The 17,019-nt window shown below is 61.3% G+C and carries 14 protein-coding genes; 5 read left to right on the top strand and 9 right to left on the bottom strand.

The features are described 5' to 3' along the window. Positions 1-34: 34 nt before the first annotated feature. Complete coding sequence (locus V1318_RS04330; RefSeq protein ID WP_332937975.1) at positions 35-685, top strand: poly-gamma-glutamate hydrolase family protein; 651 nt, start codon at positions 35-37, stop codon at positions 683-685. Positions 686-987: 302 nt separating this feature from the next. Further along, positions 988-1,122: a hypothetical protein gene (locus tag V1318_RS04325; RefSeq protein ID WP_332937973.1), complete on the top strand. Its 135-nt coding sequence runs from the start codon at positions 988-990 to the stop codon at positions 1,120-1,122. A 435-nt stretch (positions 1,123-1,557) separates the two neighbouring features. Here V1318_RS04325 and V1318_RS04320 read toward each other — a convergent pair whose 3' ends face one another. The 8 genes from V1318_RS04320 to V1318_RS04285 form a co-directional block, all read right to left on the bottom strand. Continuing rightward, positions 1,558-2,511: a phospholipase D family protein gene (locus V1318_RS04320; protein WP_332937972.1), complete on the bottom strand. Its 954-nt coding sequence runs from the start codon at positions 2,509-2,511 to the stop codon at positions 1,558-1,560. Between the two features lie 45 nt (positions 2,512-2,556). Continuing rightward, positions 2,557-4,236 carry a protein kinase family protein gene (locus tag V1318_RS04315; RefSeq protein WP_332937970.1) on the bottom strand — a complete coding sequence of 560 codons (1,680 nt, stop codon included), beginning with the start codon at positions 4,234-4,236 and terminating at the stop codon, positions 2,557-2,559. A gap of 17 nt (positions 4,237-4,253) precedes the next feature. Continuing rightward, the gene (locus tag V1318_RS04310) at positions 4,254-4,973 is read right to left on the bottom strand and encodes a hypothetical protein (protein ID WP_332937967.1); all 720 of its coding nucleotides are present in this window, start codon (positions 4,971-4,973) and stop codon (positions 4,254-4,256) included. 4 nt (positions 4,974-4,977) lie between these two features. Beyond that, positions 4,978-5,811 (bottom strand): vWA domain-containing protein, encoded by an 834-nt coding sequence (locus V1318_RS04305; RefSeq protein ID WP_332937965.1) that lies wholly within the window; start codon positions 5,809-5,811, stop codon positions 4,978-4,980. A 478-nt stretch (positions 5,812-6,289) separates the two neighbouring features. Then, positions 6,290-7,093, bottom strand: a complete 804-nt coding sequence (locus V1318_RS04300) for an ion transporter (protein WP_332937962.1) — start codon at positions 7,091-7,093, stop codon at positions 6,290-6,292. Further along, positions 7,090-9,306 carry a DEAD/DEAH box helicase gene (locus V1318_RS04295; RefSeq protein WP_332937960.1) on the bottom strand — a complete coding sequence of 739 codons (2,217 nt, stop codon included), beginning with the start codon at positions 9,304-9,306 and terminating at the stop codon, positions 7,090-7,092. The genes V1318_RS04300 and V1318_RS04295 overlap by 4 nt, the downstream gene beginning before the upstream one ends. Positions 9,307-9,313: 7 nt before the next feature. Further along, positions 9,314-10,618, bottom strand: coding sequence for an ATP-binding protein (locus tag V1318_RS04290; protein WP_332937959.1), 1,305 nt, complete (start codon positions 10,616-10,618; stop codon positions 9,314-9,316). Then, positions 10,615-13,062 carry a TerB N-terminal domain-containing protein gene (locus V1318_RS04285; RefSeq protein ID WP_332937958.1) on the bottom strand — a complete coding sequence of 816 codons (2,448 nt, stop codon included), beginning with the start codon at positions 13,060-13,062 and terminating at the stop codon, positions 10,615-10,617. Before V1318_RS04285 ends, V1318_RS04290 begins: the two co-directional genes overlap by 4 nt. A gap of 682 nt (positions 13,063-13,744) precedes the next feature. Between V1318_RS04285 and V1318_RS04280 the strand changes: the two genes are divergently transcribed. After that, positions 13,745-14,056 carry a hypothetical protein gene (locus tag V1318_RS04280; protein WP_332937956.1) on the top strand — a complete coding sequence of 104 codons (312 nt, stop codon included), beginning with the start codon at positions 13,745-13,747 and terminating at the stop codon, positions 14,054-14,056. A gap of 109 nt (positions 14,057-14,165) precedes the next feature. Further along, entirely contained in the window at positions 14,166-15,464 is a 1,299-nt protein-coding gene (locus V1318_RS04275; protein ID WP_332937954.1) for a hypothetical protein, read from the top strand. A gap of 133 nt (positions 15,465-15,597) precedes the next feature. Here the strand turns inward: V1318_RS04275 and V1318_RS04270 are convergent, their stop codons facing one another. Continuing rightward, positions 15,598-15,945: a MazG nucleotide pyrophosphohydrolase domain-containing protein gene (locus V1318_RS04270; protein WP_332937952.1), complete on the bottom strand. Its 348-nt coding sequence runs from the start codon at positions 15,943-15,945 to the stop codon at positions 15,598-15,600. Between the two features lie 297 nt (positions 15,946-16,242). Between V1318_RS04270 and V1318_RS04265 the strand changes: the two genes are divergently transcribed. After that, a complete protein-coding gene (locus V1318_RS04265; RefSeq protein ID WP_332937950.1) occupies positions 16,243-16,641 on the top strand; it encodes a hypothetical protein in 399 nt (132 codons plus the stop codon). The last annotated feature ends 378 nt before the right edge of the window (positions 16,642-17,019 follow it).

The raw sequence follows: 17,019 nt of genomic DNA, 5'->3' as shown, positions 1-17,019 counted from the left end.
CGTTCGGGTCGACGCCAAGGATTTCGGTAAATTGATGTCCGAGGTCACTGGCATGTGTAGGGCGTATGGATTGACCAGTCGCCGTCGTGCGGATTTAGATGGGAGCGTTGCAGGAATGGTGCACATAGACCTGTATCCAGACTTCTCTGTCCTGGCGGCTAGGGAGCCTGCCGAGAGCTACGCGATAACGACGCATCGTGGTGCCAATCCTGAGGTTGCCATCATTGCGCCGCATGGGGGGAAGATCGAGCCAGGAACCTCCCGTCTTACGCGCGATATTGCGGGTCAAGACTATTCCTACTACTTGTTCGAGGGGAAAAAGGCTGAGGGCAACAGAGATCTACATGTCACCAGCCACCATTTCGACGAGCCGCAAAGCCTTGTCCTCATTGCTGAAGCGACAACCGTGCTGGCTATACACGGATGCAAGGGGGAGGGTGCCATCAATGTAGGGGGACTGGATACTCCTTTGGCGGATGCCATTTTTCATGCGTTAAGCGCTGGAGGCTTTCCAGTTCATCGACACGGTCATGCCTATCCGGCTCTGCAGCCAATGAACATCTGCAATCGTGGCGCGCTTGGCGCGGGCGCCCAATTGGAGCTGACTATGGACATGCGCGCGAGAGAGCCCGCAGCGCAGATTTCAGCCTTGGTGCGCCAGGTGTTGGATCGCGTTGTCAGATAGGGTGAGTTTCGCTCAATAGCCCGAGACCATGTTGAGGTTGGGTTTTGGATTAATCCTCTGTGCTATCAACTTTTCTGACATAGGTGCTGATGCACGCGCGCTGAATGCCTAACCTCGCGGATCATAGACTTTGCGTCCGAGCGGATTTCATTGCCTCCATGCTAGTTTTCCTATTCCGGCATCATTCGATGAGCGAAGGTCACCAGGCGCTGGCCCGTTGCGAACGGCTATGAACAAAGGTAAGTGAACTCGTACGCGCCGAGTGCGTTTGCCAAGTGGATGATCGGCCTTAGGGTGGGGCCATGAAGCCAGAAAAGCCGGAGCAAGTAGAACAGGTGCTACCCAAGCGCCGCAAACGGTGGACGCGTGAACGCGTTCTCAATGACATCGCCCTGGCGTGTGTTCTTGGCTATTTGATCTACATACTCATTTACTGAGCCATGGCGGCCCGACGAGCACGGTCACGCCGAAGATGGCGCTCACAAAGATCCAGGTAAGGAACCGCCCAATATCTGACTTCTTGTTCTCGCTGAACTTGGGGTCCGGTTGCTGAGCGGTATCGGCTCTGTGGCTCCAGTAGAGAGCTCTAGTCAGATAGCCGCAGGCGATGGCCGCGCACAAGACGCAGAGCAAAACAGCTGAGTAGCCTGAGCAGTCCAATGTTCCATGTGCCCTCTCAGGGTGGTAGCGGCCGAACAAGGTCCACTAAGCGGTCGCCGGGATCAGTCAATCCGTTGAGACCTGAGTGTAGGGCAGGGAGAGCAAAGGGCGCTGTCACGGGCGGATCAGGCCCCGCCGGCGACGAAGTAGCCTATGCGGACCAGCGCGCAATCTGCCCTTGGTTCGGCCAAGTTGGCCTTGAGCGTTGTGCGCTACGCAGGGCCGGTGTGTCGGACGAAATCTACCAGTCGTTTGCTCATACCGTTTTTGTCCCACGCTTTCCGATACCGCTCCCGATAAAGCTCAAGTCGCGAGCGCCAGTCGCGGAAGGGTTCGACCTTGAAACCATCGACCAGGCGGTCAGTGGGTGCCGGATAGACCCACTGCATCGCTCCTTTCATTCGTGACGCGCCCGTATGGAAGACCATGGGGGTGTCTGCGCACAATCCTTCGTCCGGATAGTCCGTGAAGCAGATCAGCACGGCGTTCGTCGGGATCGTCGGCCAGCGCTGGAACGCGTATACCTCGGGACCAAAGCGCTTGCGATGTTCTTGGAGCGCGCGTGTCCCTTTCTCATCCAGGCCAGAGACCACGGTAACGACATAGATCTCCCTTTCCAGAAATTCGTTTGGATGGGAGATGGCGGAGGACAGAAGTCCGTTGTTCTTGGCGATGGTGTAGGGGCGATTTTCCCTGTTGCGCTTCCATTGAATACGAGCGTTCGCAAGCCGTTGTTCGTCGATTGGGACCGACGCCTCCCACTTTTGCGAGAACCACTCCTGTGCCTCGGCAACAGCGCTGGTGTCATGGGTCAGTAGCGCCAGCTCGTGCCAGTGACTGGCTTCGTGGCCTTCGGTTCCGAGGCCGCTTGCGGACGCGTTCGCGCTTCCGATAAGAACTTCATTGGAGGCGATCACCGCCTTGGCGTGAAGGCGGGGCAAGCAACGGACATGGTCCTTGCCCAGGGTCTTCCAAAGCCTCTCGACCTCGGAGGGATTGCTGCCTCCGGTATCGAGTTCAAGCAGGATCCGGGGTTTAGGCGATCGCTTGGCGAGACCCAGCGTCTTCATCGCGCCAGCCCCCCAGAATGCGATTGCTATGTCGAGGGGGCCGTTCAGTCCGCGGATCCACTCGACCACATGCTGCTGATCGTGAATGACTTTCATAGGCTCGACTTGGAGATGATTGTTCGATGCGACCCCTCGCAGAGGCTAGAGACAACTTCGCAGCGCCACCAGAACCATAAGTCCCACCACGATCCATCCGAATACCCCGAGCCCGCCCTCCGGCGCAGGCGGCTTGGTCTGAGGGCGGTGCGGCAGAACGCCGTGTGGCGACGGTGTGTGCGGACTGGACGTCTGCCCGCGCATCCGATCCAGCACCTGGCTGTTCGCGCTTTTAGGTGCGGGGGGCGGCGCCGGCCGCGTCGGCGGTACGGATGCGGATCGTGCGGGAACGGAGGAGGGCGCGCTGCGGGGGGTCTCAGGCCGTATGCCCATGTTCCCCAGCACTTGGGTGTTGCGCGGGCCGGCAGTCCTGGATGGGTCGCTGCCGCCGCGCAGGCGGAACTTGGCTTCGGCTTCCTCGATGATCTGGATCTGTCCGCGCTGACTGACCGTCACTGAAACACTGGAATAGCTCCCGCTGCGGGCCATGCCGTTGTAAACCGGATCGACCAATCCGGTTACGGATACCCACTTGCCGATCCAGTCCTTGGTCGGCACGGAGGCGCCCAGCGCGTCCAGGCCGTCGGTCCAGATATTGAGCTTGACCGACGGGCCGTCCTGCCAATTAGAGAAGTTGACGAACAGATAGGGCTTTTTGGATCGTTTGGTGTATTGCCGATCCACCGCCACGATCCGGCCGATAAGTTCGATGCGGTTGCCCACCTGGGCTTGGACTTGCGAGAACGACAGGGCGTCGCACACGGTGTAAGCACCCTGGTAGGCCCGCTGCGCCGCGGAGGGCGCCGCACCGAAGGCGACAACGATTTGCGGAACCCCCTTGCCCTGTAAAAACTCGGCCAGGCTTGGCGTTTGATCAATGGGCGCCGAGGCGACTTGCGCGAGCTTCCTGGCCTCTCCGGCCACTGCAGGAAGCTTGAGCAACTGGGCAAAGACCGGCGAGGATCCCGGATCGAGGTAATCGTTGCGCCGGAATACGACCGCATCGGGATCCGAGCGGGAGGTTCTCCAGATGCCCGGTTGAGCAATCAGCGCCTGCAGGGCGACATCCAGGGCCAGGAAGGAAAACCGATCGAGCGTCTCGTTGAAGTAGCTCGCCGAGCGGGCCGGATGCTGAAAGTTCAGCTGCCCAAGTTCCGTGGCTCGGGATCCGCGGAACGCCTCCACGAACATCCCGTCGTAGTCGATCAATTGGAGTGAGGCGCCTTGCGCGCCGACCATGACATTGCCCGGCTGAATGTCGCCGTGGGCGATCTTCTGACCTTCCAGATAGGCGCTGAGCTGGGTCAACGACTGCCGCAGCTTGCTCAAGGTCGTGGGCGTGGCATGGTGCGTATCGAGGAATTCGCTGAGCGTTTCGCCCGCCGCCCAAGCCATCTTGACGACCGGATACGGCCGCTTGTCGATGACGATCCCGTCCGACTGGAAATCGAAGGGTAGGAAGAAAGGTGAATTGAGCTGCTTGATTCGATCAGAAATCAGGCGGTAGCGCTTTTCGAGCTCGGGCGCTTCCTTGTGGAAGCAGCGCAGGGCATACCGCTTGCCTGGCGTGTCGATGGTATAGGTCAGCGCGAAGCCACCGCACAGGGCTCGGGGCACGCCCAGGGAGGTGGTTCTGACCGTGCCGCCCCGGAGTTCTGCATCGCGCAGTGTGAGCTGCGGCGAAGCCAGGGCCAGGTTGTATTGCTCCAGCGTCGGGTAAGCCACGTTAGCTCCGCCAGTCGTCAAATCACCGCAATAACCAAGGTGCTGTCGTCTCGACGCATCGCACCGATGTCCCTTTCTCGCTCTACTAGGGTTTCCAAAGCCGCTTCGTCTCGGATCTCCAGTAGCTGCTCCAGCGCGTTCGTTTGTCCGGCTTGCGTGCTGGCGAGCAACCACGCCCCTAACGCATCGGTCATGCACAACACGAACACCGGGCCTTGCAGGTCCCCACGCTCCCAGGTCGCTGTCACGACGCGCTCGCTGTCCTCCTGGAGCAGGTCGACATTGAGTTCGGCCTTGGTGGACAGCAGGACCGGTTTCTGCGCGAACTGCTCCGCGGCGTCGTAAGGCCATTGGCCTAGCAGGACGTGGCCGTCGGTCACGACCGCCAAGCTGTCCCCGATGCTGATGACGCCTAGTCGGCCGTCGCTATCTTCCTGCGCCACCAGCAGTGTGCCGAAGCTCCCGCGCTCGAACGCCGCGGCACGGGACCACGACAGGGCCGCTGGGTCGTGCAACGCGGCGAAAGCGGCGACGCATTCACCGACTGTGGCCTCGTTTGGGCCTGTCTCCATGAATTGGTCCACGATCAGTTGTGCCCAACTCTTGGCGTCGAATGATTCCGAGGCGCCGTCCGACACCACCACGCGTCCGCGCTCGGCATCCACGCGGTAAGCATCCTCGTTGTCCGATGGGCTGTCCGCGTGCTTGGGCACGCTGCCGTGAAACAGGATCTGCATGGAACTAGCGCAGCTGTGCGGCGCGCGTGCCGATATCGAAGAAGTCGACGATTTCCGTGACCTCAGCGTTGAACATGAAACCACGCGATTCCATCGTGGCATTGATGCCCTTCTCTTCGGCCGCTTGGTGGAGGTGCGGAGGCAAGGGGCTGGACATCTGGAACAGCAGTCGAGCGTAGGCATCAGGGAGCCCAGCATCGGAAGCAGGGAACTTGACCGGGTCTCCACCCGCGTTGCTCACATGCAAGTTGAACAGCAGGATCGTGCCGTCGTTCGTCCCGATCTGCTGGAGCTGAGCGGCCAGGTTTTGCGGGTCGCCGTCGGTCGATTCGCCGTCGGTCACATGCAGCACGGTCGGCGGGTAGCTATCCGGGTGAGCGTCGCACCAGGCGGCGAGCTGGGCGGCCGCCTCGGTGATCGCGTGGCACATCGGTGTGCCGCCACTGGCTTTGGCATCGAACCACACCGGGAACTTGATTGACTGGTTGACCAGTCCGCCCGCCCCATCGTCGATACGGCGCGTCCGGTCTTCGACCCTCAGGGGAGAGTTCTCAATCGCAGAGATGGGGTGCATCACGATGTGGGAGAGCGGGCCGGCCAATCCGTTCTCCGCCGTCGAGCCCGAGTAGCCGATCACGCCGACATGAAAGTAGTCGCGTGTGCCTTCCGACTTGGTGCAGCGCGTAATCAAGGTGGCCAGGGTCCGGTTCAGCACATCGGCGACGAACTGGGCCTTGGACTTGCCGTTCGTCATCTGGTCCTGCATCGAGCCGGACTGGTCCACAAGGAACAAGAAGGCGGTAGGGGTCGTGCGACTGATCTCGGCGCTATAGCTCATGGAGTGCTCCAGTGCGGCGTTGAGCGACGACTTTGGGTCGACGCTGGTGGGATGAGAAAAAGGTTGCACGGGGTGATTGGGGGGCCGAGCCCACCGCTTATCGCAAGGCCCGCGGATCTATCTGCCCACAGGCCTTGGAGCGCCGGTGTGCGTTCGAACCATACTAGGAACAATGCACGGTCAACGGCTCGACGATTAGCTCGTGGCTGACGGCCTTCGGGACTACTGAGGGGCGCGGAAGGACGCAGAGACTTGTCAGGCTGTCGCCAACCCTGCGCATGGCAGCCAGCACCAAGAAGGGGCGTCCCTGAAGCGTCAGGAACCAGGAGGCTGCGACCGCATAGCCCATCGCGAGTGTCGTAGTTGGACGATCCGAGTTCCATCTCGTATCCCTCCTTGTTGAACCCCGACCGGCAGGGTCAAGGGGAGTTTATCGTGCAAAATTAGCGGCGTTCGTAATTTGAAGGGTGGAGCATCATCAGAACTGCGTGTCGCCCTTCGGGCCTTCGCTGCGCGCCCGATCTTGGTCCTTGACGTTCTTGAATGCCTGGGAGAAGGCTGCCGCCAAAATGCCGGTGGGCATGGCGATCAGGCCAATGCCGGCGATGGCAGTCAGAGCCGCAAAGACGCGCCCCAATATAGTTTGAGGAACGGCGTCCCCATAGCCCACTGTCGTCAGGGTCGTGACCGACCACCAGATCGCCCGTGGGATGGAGCCGAAGGCCTCAGGATTGGTGTCGGCTTCCACCGAATAGAGAACGCCAGCCGACAGCAGGATGACGCACGCCGACAGCGCCATGGAGAAGGTCAGCTCGTAGCGGCGCTCCAGCACGGCCCCGAGCACGATGCGCATCGCCTGCGAGTATCGGATTAGCCGGGACAGCGCCAGCAGCCGGAACAGTCGCAGCAAGCGCACCAGCAGTGATTGCGCGCCCCATCCGAACAGGAAGGGGATGATCGCCAGCAGATCGATCAGCGCATAGAAGCTCAGGGCGTATCGGATGCGGCCAGAGATCCCGTTGTAGGCGGGATTGGCTCCGACCGCCCACAGGCGCATCACATACTCGAACGAGAAGGCGATAACGAAGCCGGTCTCCAAGCTGCGCAGCGTGGGCCCATAGGCGGCGATCACGACAGGTTCGGTGCCCAGCACAGCGACGGCCACGGACGTCAGGATGAGAATCACACTAACCAGCTGAGTGATGGTGAGCCCGCTGGCGTCGCCGCGCCCAAACAGAGCGACATAGGCCCGGCGCTGCAGTCGCTCGTGCAGCATGCTCATGGTCCGGGCACAGTTTCGGCTTCGACACCGAAGTGGGCACGGATCCAGGCCATGGCCTCGTCCAGATCGATGTTGGAGCGCGCGTAGGTCTCCCGAAGCAACCGGGGCGACAGCAGGTTGTCCCACTTTTGCAGGGCCAGATTGCTGGCGTTGGCCAGCAGGTCATCGACCGCAGGGATCGGCTCCGACCCGATGTCGGCCAGCAGGTCGGCGATGTCGTCCACGCTGCGCCCGGAGCGCTGCACTTCCACTCCCAGGCTCGCGGCGAAAGCGGTGGCGCCGCGCGCGGTCAGCAGGCAGGCGATCGCCTCGTTGGCCGCATCACCCAGCCAGGTGAGCAACAGAGCGTCGCTTCCCTGGTCGAGCATGATCGCGTCTTTCAGTCCCAGCCCGCGGAACGCGGCCCGCCCCTCATCGAGGAAGCGTTGTGCCTGCGCATCCAGGTAGCCGGGCGCATCATCGCCCAGGTAGAGCTCGCGCATGCGCTGGCGCACACGGGTATGGACCCGCCCTACGCCGCCACTGAACATCGGCGGTGCGCCGCCCTTGGTGGGTGTTACATAGATGGTCTTGTGGGCCTCGTCGACATCCTGGACTTGCCAGGTCCGGCCACCGAACAAGATGCGCTGGCCGGGCGAGACCATTTGAACGATGGGCAAGGTGCCAAGTGCTTTGTCGCCCGACACGATGCGGAACTCCTCATCGCTGGCGAAGGCGGCGTAGAACGAGTAGTGATTGACGATTCGATCGCCGACTCGGCCATGAAGCAGCAGCCCCGAGTGGTCCTGGATCAGGATTTCCTTCTGCCCCAATGTCTTGAGCAGTTCGGCGAAGTTCTCCTTGGAAATCCCATCGAATGGAGCATGTGGGGAGCACAGCAGTGCGAAGGCCTGCCCGGCGGTGAGGCCGCTGTATTGGGCAATGGCCGACAGCAGCTGTTGGACCAGAGTGGAGTAGTGCGCACCCCGCACGGCTGGTGGCTCGAACCAGTGTTCGATGAGCAAGGAGACCACGGCGGCCGTTTGCACCGTATCCATTCGCAGCCGCGTCTGAAGGCTGGACTGCTCGTCCAAGGTGTCTTCGATCACATACCCGCGCAAGATGGCCGGCTCGCCCGCGCGCCGCCCGGACCGTCCCAGGCGTTGCCGTAGGCTGGCTACTGAGGGCGGCACGCCCACTTGGACGACGCTTTTAACCGCACCGATGTCGATGCCCAGTTCCAGGGTGCTGGTGCACACGGCCGACGCAGGGCGCTCGCGCTGCTTTAGGGCAGTCTCGGTGTCGTAGCGGATCTCCTTGGACAGGTTGCCGTGATGCGGCCAGAACTCCGAGGGCACCTGGGCTTGTTCGCACAACTCATTCAGAAGGTGCGTGTAGCGCTCGACCTCCTGACGCCGGTTGGGAAAGATCAGGTTGTTCGATCCTCGCAAGACCTTGAACAGGTGCTGGGCGATGGCCTTGGAGGCCGGGACGGTGTTCGCGTTCGCCTGCGTTTCTGCAGCCCGGATCTCGGGCGGTTCTTCACAGCCTTTGACCTTGATCAGCAACTGCGAAGCGGTGGACCCTGTGTCGACGATGGCAGCCGATCGGCCCGGTCGTAGGAACTGAGCGGCTAAGCTCATGTCGCCCAAGGTCGCTGACAGGCCGATGCGTGGCACCGAGCGACCTAGGGCGACCTCGATGCGATGCAGTAGCGATTGGAGCTGCTTCCCGCGCTCGGAGCCGATGAAGGCATGGAGCTCGTCGACGATCACGAAGGTGGTGTTCTGGAACAGGCCCGCCACACTGGTCCCGCGGTTGCACAGGGTGGCCTCCAATGACTCCGGCGTGATCAGCAGCACGCCCTCGGGCTGGCCCAAGAACTTGCGCTTGCTGGTCGCGGTGATATCCCCGTGCCAGGGCCAGACGGGGACTTCCAGGTTCTCGCACAGTCGATCCAAACGGCCGAACTGATCGTTGATCAGGGCTTTCAGTGGGCTGATGTATATGATCAGTCCCGGCTGGGGCTGCTGTAGCAGATGGGTCAACGCCGGAAGGAACGCAGCCTCGGTTTTGCCGGAGGCCGTGCTGGCCGCGACGATCACGTCCTGGTCGCCCGGGAGGATCAGCGGAATAGACAGTTCCTGGACATCGCGCAGCGCGCCCCAGCCCTCGGACCACAGATAGTGTTGGATCCGGGCATCCAGCTGCAGGAACGCTTGAGAGACTGACATTGCCGGGTTAGAGCTTGAACGACGCCAACTCGTCGTCGGCATCCACATCAACGGACAGATCACTGTCCCCACCGTGATCGGCCTCGATCGTGACCTCGCCGATCAAGCTCTGCCACTCCGTGCCAGGGTTCTGTTCCAGGACGGCGAGCAGGTTGATGAACGAGGTGATCGTAGTGCGAGGCGTGCGGAAGAAGCTGTCACCGATGCGATTTGCACAGTGCTCCATGAAGGTGGCGATGGCCGGGTCGGGGAGCAGATAACGCGCGCTGTCGCCCGCGGCGTAGACATGACGGATCTTGCCCAGCAGCAGGTAGAAATCCTCCAGCGTCAGGCTCGACAAACGCAGGACCGGTCCCGTGTAGTCGACCAGCTCCCCGGTAGCGAAGGCATTCTGGGCCAGGCGGCTCTGAAGCGCGGAGTAGCTGTAAACGCCGCGGCGTGGATCCATCAGGAACTCGGGCGTACCGCCCAAGACGAAGCCCAGACCCACCGCGGTGCCCTGAAGCGAATCATTGAGCATGCGCAGGATCTGCTCGTAGTTAGAGCTTCGCGCCTGCGCATTGGACAGCTTGTAGACATTAACCAGCTCGTCCAGGCACACGAACAGGCCCGAGTAGCCGGCTAGGCGCACGAACCGTGCCACCAACTTGAGCTGATCGTAGACGGAGGCGTCGTCGACGATGCTCCTCACGCCCAGCGCAGCGCGGGCGTCGGTCCGGGTCGAGAATTCACCGCGCAGCCAACGGATCGCGTCGGACTTCAGCTGCTCGTTGCCTTCCTCAGCACCCTTGCAGTAGGCGGCGATGACATCGGCGAAGTCATAGCCATTGACGAGCTCGGAGAGCTGTTCGAGCTTCGAGCGGATCACTTGTTCCGACGTGCTGCCCTGCGCCTTGGCGTCGGACTTGGCCGTTGCGATGAACTTCTCCACCACCCCGGCCAAAGCGCCGCCATCAGGTTTAGTGCGGGTGGCCAAGTTGCGCATCAGCTCGGCATACAGAGAGCGGGCCTGCCCCGAAGTGGCATGTAACCGCCGATCCGGATTGAGGTCCGCGCCGGCCACCACCAGCTTGCGTTCCATTGCGATGGCGCGGATGAGGTTCAAGAAGAAAGTCTTGCCGGCGCCATACTCACCAATGACGAAGCGAAACGAGGAGCCACCATCGGCGACACGGTCGATGTCGGCAACCAGGGCTTCGATCTCGCGGCCGCGAGCGACCTGGATCAAGTGCTGGCCCGCGCGGGGAACCACGCCGGCACGCAGGGATTGGATGACGGTGTCGCGATCTTTGGGGCGGATGGGCGTGGTCATGCTTCAATTTTCTCTAGGAGTTCGGTATTCACAGCAACGGGGTCGTCGCCTTCGCACAGAGGCTCATCGAAGGCATCGAATGCCGCCTCATTGATCTGTTCCAGGGCACCGTCGAGCATCAGATCCAGGTCGGCCGCTGCATCTTCCAGTTCGGCCCGCGTCCATTCCGGTCGGGACAGCAGCAGGCGCAGCAGCGCCGCGTGGCTGTCATCGAGGCCCAGCAGGGTAGGGGCTTCAGGTGCCGGCTCGGGTTCAGCGGCCACAGGTGGCGGAGCGGCCACGGCTTCTTCGACGAAGATCTTCGAGAGCAACTCAGAGACACGAGCGGTGTCTTCTTGCAGGGCGGCGATGCGGGCAGTATCCAGTCGGAAGCCCTGCTTCTCGGCCTGAGTAGTGGACACGGGCGCGCCGCCGGCACCGACTGCATGGACATCGCTGAAGACCCGCTTGGGTTCGACGCCCAGCGCTTTGTAAACCTTCTCCAGGAACTTGACCTCTTCCGGCGACACAAAGCCGTCGGACTGGGCCAGAGCAACCATGGACGCGGCGAGGGCTTCTCGGGCCGAGAGCGGGAGGGGCTCCAGCTTCTTCTTCATGCTCGCCAGGGTGGGCGGCGACCCGGTCAGCCATTGCAGGTGTGCCTGCAGCCGGCGACGCTCCGCGGGCGTCACGTGCGACCACGCCTCGATCTCGGACCGCAGGTGAGCGATCTCGCGCTCATTGAACTCCCCATCGGCCTGAGCCATCGCTGAGGCCAGCTGTAGCGTGAGGGCGGCCGTCTGGTAGTGCGCGCCCGATCCCACTAAGGCGTCCATCATCGGCTGAGCGAACAGAACTACCGTGTCCGTTTCCCCAGGTGCCTTGGCTCCAGCCAGCACATGTGGTTCGAGGCCGATCTCAGCGCCTTCCAGTGCCCGAGCCAGCGCCCGAACGCGATCGCGGCTGATGGGGCCTTTGCCCGCACCTAGCGTGTCCAGCAAAGCTCTCAGCGATAGCGACAGGCGGCCCTCGCGCATCCGGTCGGTAAGGCTGCGCAGACGCGCCTGAGTGGCGGCCGGCCACAGGCTGGCAGGCAGTAGCAACAGTCCCTCAAGGCCACCGGCGGCGTCAGGGTCTTTGCCGACTAGCCGGCTGTAAGCTCCGAGTTCGTCGGTGCACTGGTTAGCGATCTCGGCCAGCTTCTGGATGGGGGCGGTGAGGGCCGTGACATCCGGCGTGTCGCCGAAGGTCAGGGAGATGTTGGCGCCGCGCATGCCGGACGACGCGGCTTGGTAGCTGAATTTCAGCTTGGTCCGGTTCTTGGGCAACACGAGCCCGGCGCCCATAACTTCGTGGTAGCGCTGGATAAACAGACGCTCAAACTCATCGGGACAGCGGGTAGCGGCCGTGCGCAGCTGGGTCTCCGGGCTCAATCGCAGCCACGCCAGCGCCAGAGAGGCCAGCAGGGGAGCCCGCGCCAGTGAGGCCTGACCCAGCGCTAGGCGCACATACGGAGGAAGCTCGTAGGTCCTTGGAAACTCGGGGATGGGCTGGTCGTAGAGCTGGCCAGAGGCTTGGCCAAGTTCGATCCAGCTCAGCAGCTCGCCGGCATAGCGCTTGAACGAATTCGACTTTTCCCCGTAGATCGCAAGCAGCCGTCGAAGCTCACTAGTAATCGCCGGCCAATCGGCCTTGGCTGCCGGGTCGTGCGCATCGACGATGATTCGTCGTTCCAAGCCATAAAAGAACAGGAAGACATAGCCGATATCGCAGTCGGGGTGAGAGCGCCCCTCCGCCAGCCAAGTCAGGTAAGCACGCCGCTCATTCGCGTTGGCCTCCGAATAGCTGGGCCAATAGCCCATCTGGCGCTGGCGGTAATTGCCTACCTTGGCCACCGTGAGGTAGCCATTGATCAGGCACGGGTCGATCGCGCCATTGGGGGCTTCCAGTCGGGAGCCCACATAGATCATGCCCCCGATTAGGTCCACGCCAGCCACCCGCACATGCTCGCCGCGGGGAACCCAACGACCGTCCCCGAAGCCCGAGGGAAGCTCGGGGAGGGGATGGGACGAGGGGCGCGTTTGTGTGCTTGCGGGAACGGTGTAGAACTCGTCCGCGTCCTGTGCACGGGCCCTCGGCAGGGGCGGCGGGACGGTGGTCGGGCTCGGTCTGGCGGATTGAGCGGGTATCGCAGGTGCGGCCGGCGCCCGAGCAGTAGCATGCGTCGGGCGCTTCGCGGTCAGTTCGGCCAGCGTAGGTTCGTGCTGGTCTAGTGTCTGGGGAGAGGGGGGCTTGGCTTCGTTGGCCTGGGTGACCAGAAACCGGATGAACAAATAGCCGATCCACCCCAACACGCCGAGCACACCGATGCCAATCCAGACCTCCATGGGCACCGCCAGGATCAGCACCAGTGCCCCGAGGACAAGCCACACAATGGCCCCGCCACCAGACGAACGCTTTGCCACTTCCTTTACTCCTTGGCCAGTCCTGCGGCCTAGCGCCCATTGGACGCTCCCCTTGCGGGCGAGCATACGCCAAGCTTCAGCGCGTTGCTGCCGGGCTAAAGCCGTAAGCGGGTCTCCGCCTCATCCAGTTGAGCGAGATCAGGGATTAATGTTCGTAAGTAGTCACTGGAACTGATCTTCTGGAAGCCATATGCCTTCACAAGCTCGGCGGTGACGCAGGACTTCCCGGCCTTAAATGGGCCGCTGAGTAGAACAATGCGTAGCTCTTCCATGCTTTGACGCCCCCTGCGCCATGTCGCCGCACGATGATGTGACGATGTCCCGGTCTGATATTGCGCAGTTGGAGCGCGTGTTTTCAAGAGGGGGGGCGTCGATTTCGTGCGCTCACAGGGCACAGAAATGCTCCCCGACTTGTGTCCAAACTTCCGGCGCATAAGCTCAATTGCGGAAATATAAGCTGCAATCTGCTTGCTCCCCTGGTAACTCGGCTGATCTTAAAAGCCCAACGTCAAGGAAGCGGGCGTCCGGCCAAATCGGTATCCGGCGATCGAAGGCCGCTTAGGGGCTCGCGAATCTCGTCTGTCCAGGTGTAGGCTCTGCCGAGCAGCGAGGGGTGCTGCTGGGGGATTTCCTCTTATCAGTCCGGCGCCCGCCCTTATGGTGCGCAGAGGTGCCGCGCGTCATGTTCAAGGAGGATCAAATGGCGAAGACGGAAAAAAAGGCGCAGCAGAAGCCGGCCAAGCTAGGGCTTAACTACTTCGGCATCATGCTCGACTACGAGTTGGATGCCGTTCCAGGATACTGGCCTGTCAGGAACGCAACCTCTGATATCGAAGAGCTGAAACGACAGCTATGGGTTAAGGGCAACCCAGGAATGCTGCCTGCCCAGGACTGGGAGGCAAGCCTCAAGCAATGCAAGTCGCTGTCACCTCAAGGGACGGGGCAGGTTTACACCGGGGGAATTTACGCCTTCACCTACATCGGGGAAGGCTGACATGCGCAGAGAGATGATCTTCATTAGTGCGGCGTTCCTGCTCGCTAGTTCGGGCTGCTCGTTCCGACCGCAACTGATAAAGCACTATAGATCTATCGAAACGACCGCGATGGCGACCAAGCTGACGATCCAAGGAGGGCAGGCGGCGCCGGCGACGCCGTCTGAACTGCTGACAGGTAACTACACGGTGGCGGGGTTCGTGACCAGTCCTCCACCGAGCCCAGCATCGGCGCCCTTTATTTCTCGCTTGAGCGATCGGGGGCAGGCCGAGCTGATTGGCCAAGTAGGGGCTTCGGCGAAGTCTTCGGAAGAACTGGTAGCCGGCTTGCTAAAGCTTGGCGAGAAGCCGTCTAAGGCATGCAGCGATCCTGGCCCTATCCGTATGGAGCGTCGACTAGTTCTGTCACTGGCCGGTCGTCACGCCGAACCGTCGACGCGTTTGGACGCCATGGCGTATGTGTTAACGCTCGCGGACCCACAAAGGGCCAGGTTCGTTAGTTGGAATCGCTTCGACACCCAACACGAAACCGTAGCGTTGGGCACCACGCGGATGAAGCAAAGCCAGACGGCCGGGCTGACAGATTTTGACAGCGACAAGACGACCGTTGCTGCAACCGCGATCGCGCCGGCCAAAGAAATGCTCAGCACCTTGAATTTGACGGCTACGCAGAGCCGGGAATTGGAGGAAACGGTGGCATCGTCCCGGCGCTTTACGCCCATCACCGGTTCGTTGTCAGGTCCCGGTGCGGCACTGGTGCAGCAAGGGTCCGTAGGCCTGGATCTTTTCGGGAACCTCACCGCGGATTTCACGCTGGAGCTGAACCCCGCCGCGCCAAATGCCCCGGCCGTTGGCGAGGAATGGATCTACTCAACCAGCGGTCTGTTCGCCGCTGATGGCACCGCCCAAACTAACGCGAGTGCGATTACGCTGGCGCGATGTGTGCGCAAATATGCCGGCTCGGTAGATCCGATTGAGGCCAGCCTTAACGCTAGTGGCGTCCTTCGTCGGGTCAGCAAGGGCGGCGATACCGTGATTGAGGGCGATGATGTGGCCTCCTACGGCAAAATCGACGCTTCTGGCGCTGCGAAAATTGAACTCGTCGACCGCGCCGCCTTGGCTCGTGTGTATTTCACCATCCAGCGCACAGGCAAGGACTACAACCTCTACAACCACGCGGAAAAAGAGGACATCGTGTTTGCCAGTTTGGATGAGGCTCGGAACTGGGTGCGCTGGCTGCGCCAAACGGGAAGCACAGAGCTTAAAGGCATTCAGTTGGGATGGCTGGGGCCGCCCACCAAAAATGGTGGTCTCCCGATGCTGCGGAAGGAAGAGGCGAGCAGCTTGGAGGTGCGTCGTTGCGAAAGCGATACAGGGAGGGCTGTACGCTGTGGCGTCATCTGGAAGTAAGCTCACTGGCGCGGCTACGAGCGCCGGTAATAGGCATCATGCAGATGCAAGAGCAAGGATCGCACGCGTGAGCTTCTGCTTTCTGTTGCGGCCGCCGAGGTGACGGCAAATGCCGATTGCGACGCGCGCCTCGTCAGCCTGAGGTTGGCGTGGGCGTGGGCGTGGGCGATGGGAGCCAGGTTCTAGCTCCGTTTAGTTGCTCTTTTGCTACGAATGCCTCGCCAAGATCAATCTGGTAGCGATTTGCAATTGCAAGGGGATAATTGAGAATGTCCGCAAGTTCGTAAGCGACATCCTTGACCTCGGATTCAGGATCCACAGCCAGCCCAGAAGTCTTTCGAACCGCTTTGAAAAGTTCGCCGATTTCTTCCCCCAACAACAGGCATTTCTCAGTGGTGGATTGGGCGTGAAAGCCACGCTTGATCTCGGTGAGCGCCACATGCTCTTGCAGCGCGTGGAGTGGCGCCTCTCTGGTGATCATGAGCTTCCTCCTGAAGTGTCGGGCGAGCTGGCACCGACGATTCTAGCCGCGCTGAAGTTGGTCCGAGCGATCCAAGTCGGTGGACTATTCATGACTGAGGCCGGGCATGTCTATCTGTCTAAGCCTAGGATTACTTGGAGCCTGGATCATCTAGGGGCTTAATTGGGGCGCAGTGATCGTCGAGGCGTTCGCTTCTTTCGTAGCGGTTTGGGCAGCCAATGTCGCTGCTCCCAGCCCTGATGCAAATACGATGCGCGTGGCAGATTGTCTGCTAAGTGACCCTTCGAAGGAGGGAGTATGGCAGTTCCCGATGAGGTGCGTGCCCGTATTTTGGAGAGGGTCAGGAAAGACTGGCCTGATGACTTCGCGATGCAAAAATACACGCTCGATAAGCAGCTGGAAGCTTATCTGGAGTTTCATCGCTTTTACGGTTCGCTTGAGCCCAGCGACTTCGTCGATGGCATCTTCTCTAAGGCGTTGGCGGAGTGGCCCGACGACTACGACATGCAGCTACACACTGCAACAAGACAGCTAGAAGCCGCCATCGATCTCTTTCAGTATCAGGACCCACGTGTACCCGGCGAGGTGCTAGAGGCCATTCGGTCCAAGGCGTTCTCCGACTGGCCGGATGACTATGACATGCAACTGCATACGCTTAAAGACCAGGTGTCAGCGTGGCTGTCGCTCAATGGCTAAAGGCCGGTAAGCAGGACACGCTCGGGAGGGTGCTCCCGTGTAGCTCCAAGTCGAAATTTCTGGAGAAACCCTCAAAAACAGCCAGAAAACTTAATCACACATGTATTGCTTCATCAGCGGCGTGTGCTCTTCGTGGCCCTTCGCCGGACCGCTCTTTTGATTGTTCTGCATCTGATTCAAGGCTTTACGAATCTCTGGTTCGGTTGGGAGCGGTCGAGCGCGGACACGTGCCAGAAAGGAGGCGCTCATGACCACCCGGGTCGAGGAACCGCTCCGGTTCGCACCTGTCCCCGCGGACGGCGCCACGGGCAAGGCCGTCAATTTTGCCCCGAATAGGGCCCGATGGCGCTATGCGGTTTTCGACGGCCATCGCGACGC

Origin of the sequence: Lysobacter sp. CCNWLW3 (genome assembly GCF_036697405.1) — a bacterium.
Lineage (GTDB): Bacteria > Pseudomonadota > Gammaproteobacteria > Xanthomonadales > Xanthomonadaceae > Lysobacter.
This window is presented reverse-complemented; position numbering and strand designations above follow the sequence as displayed.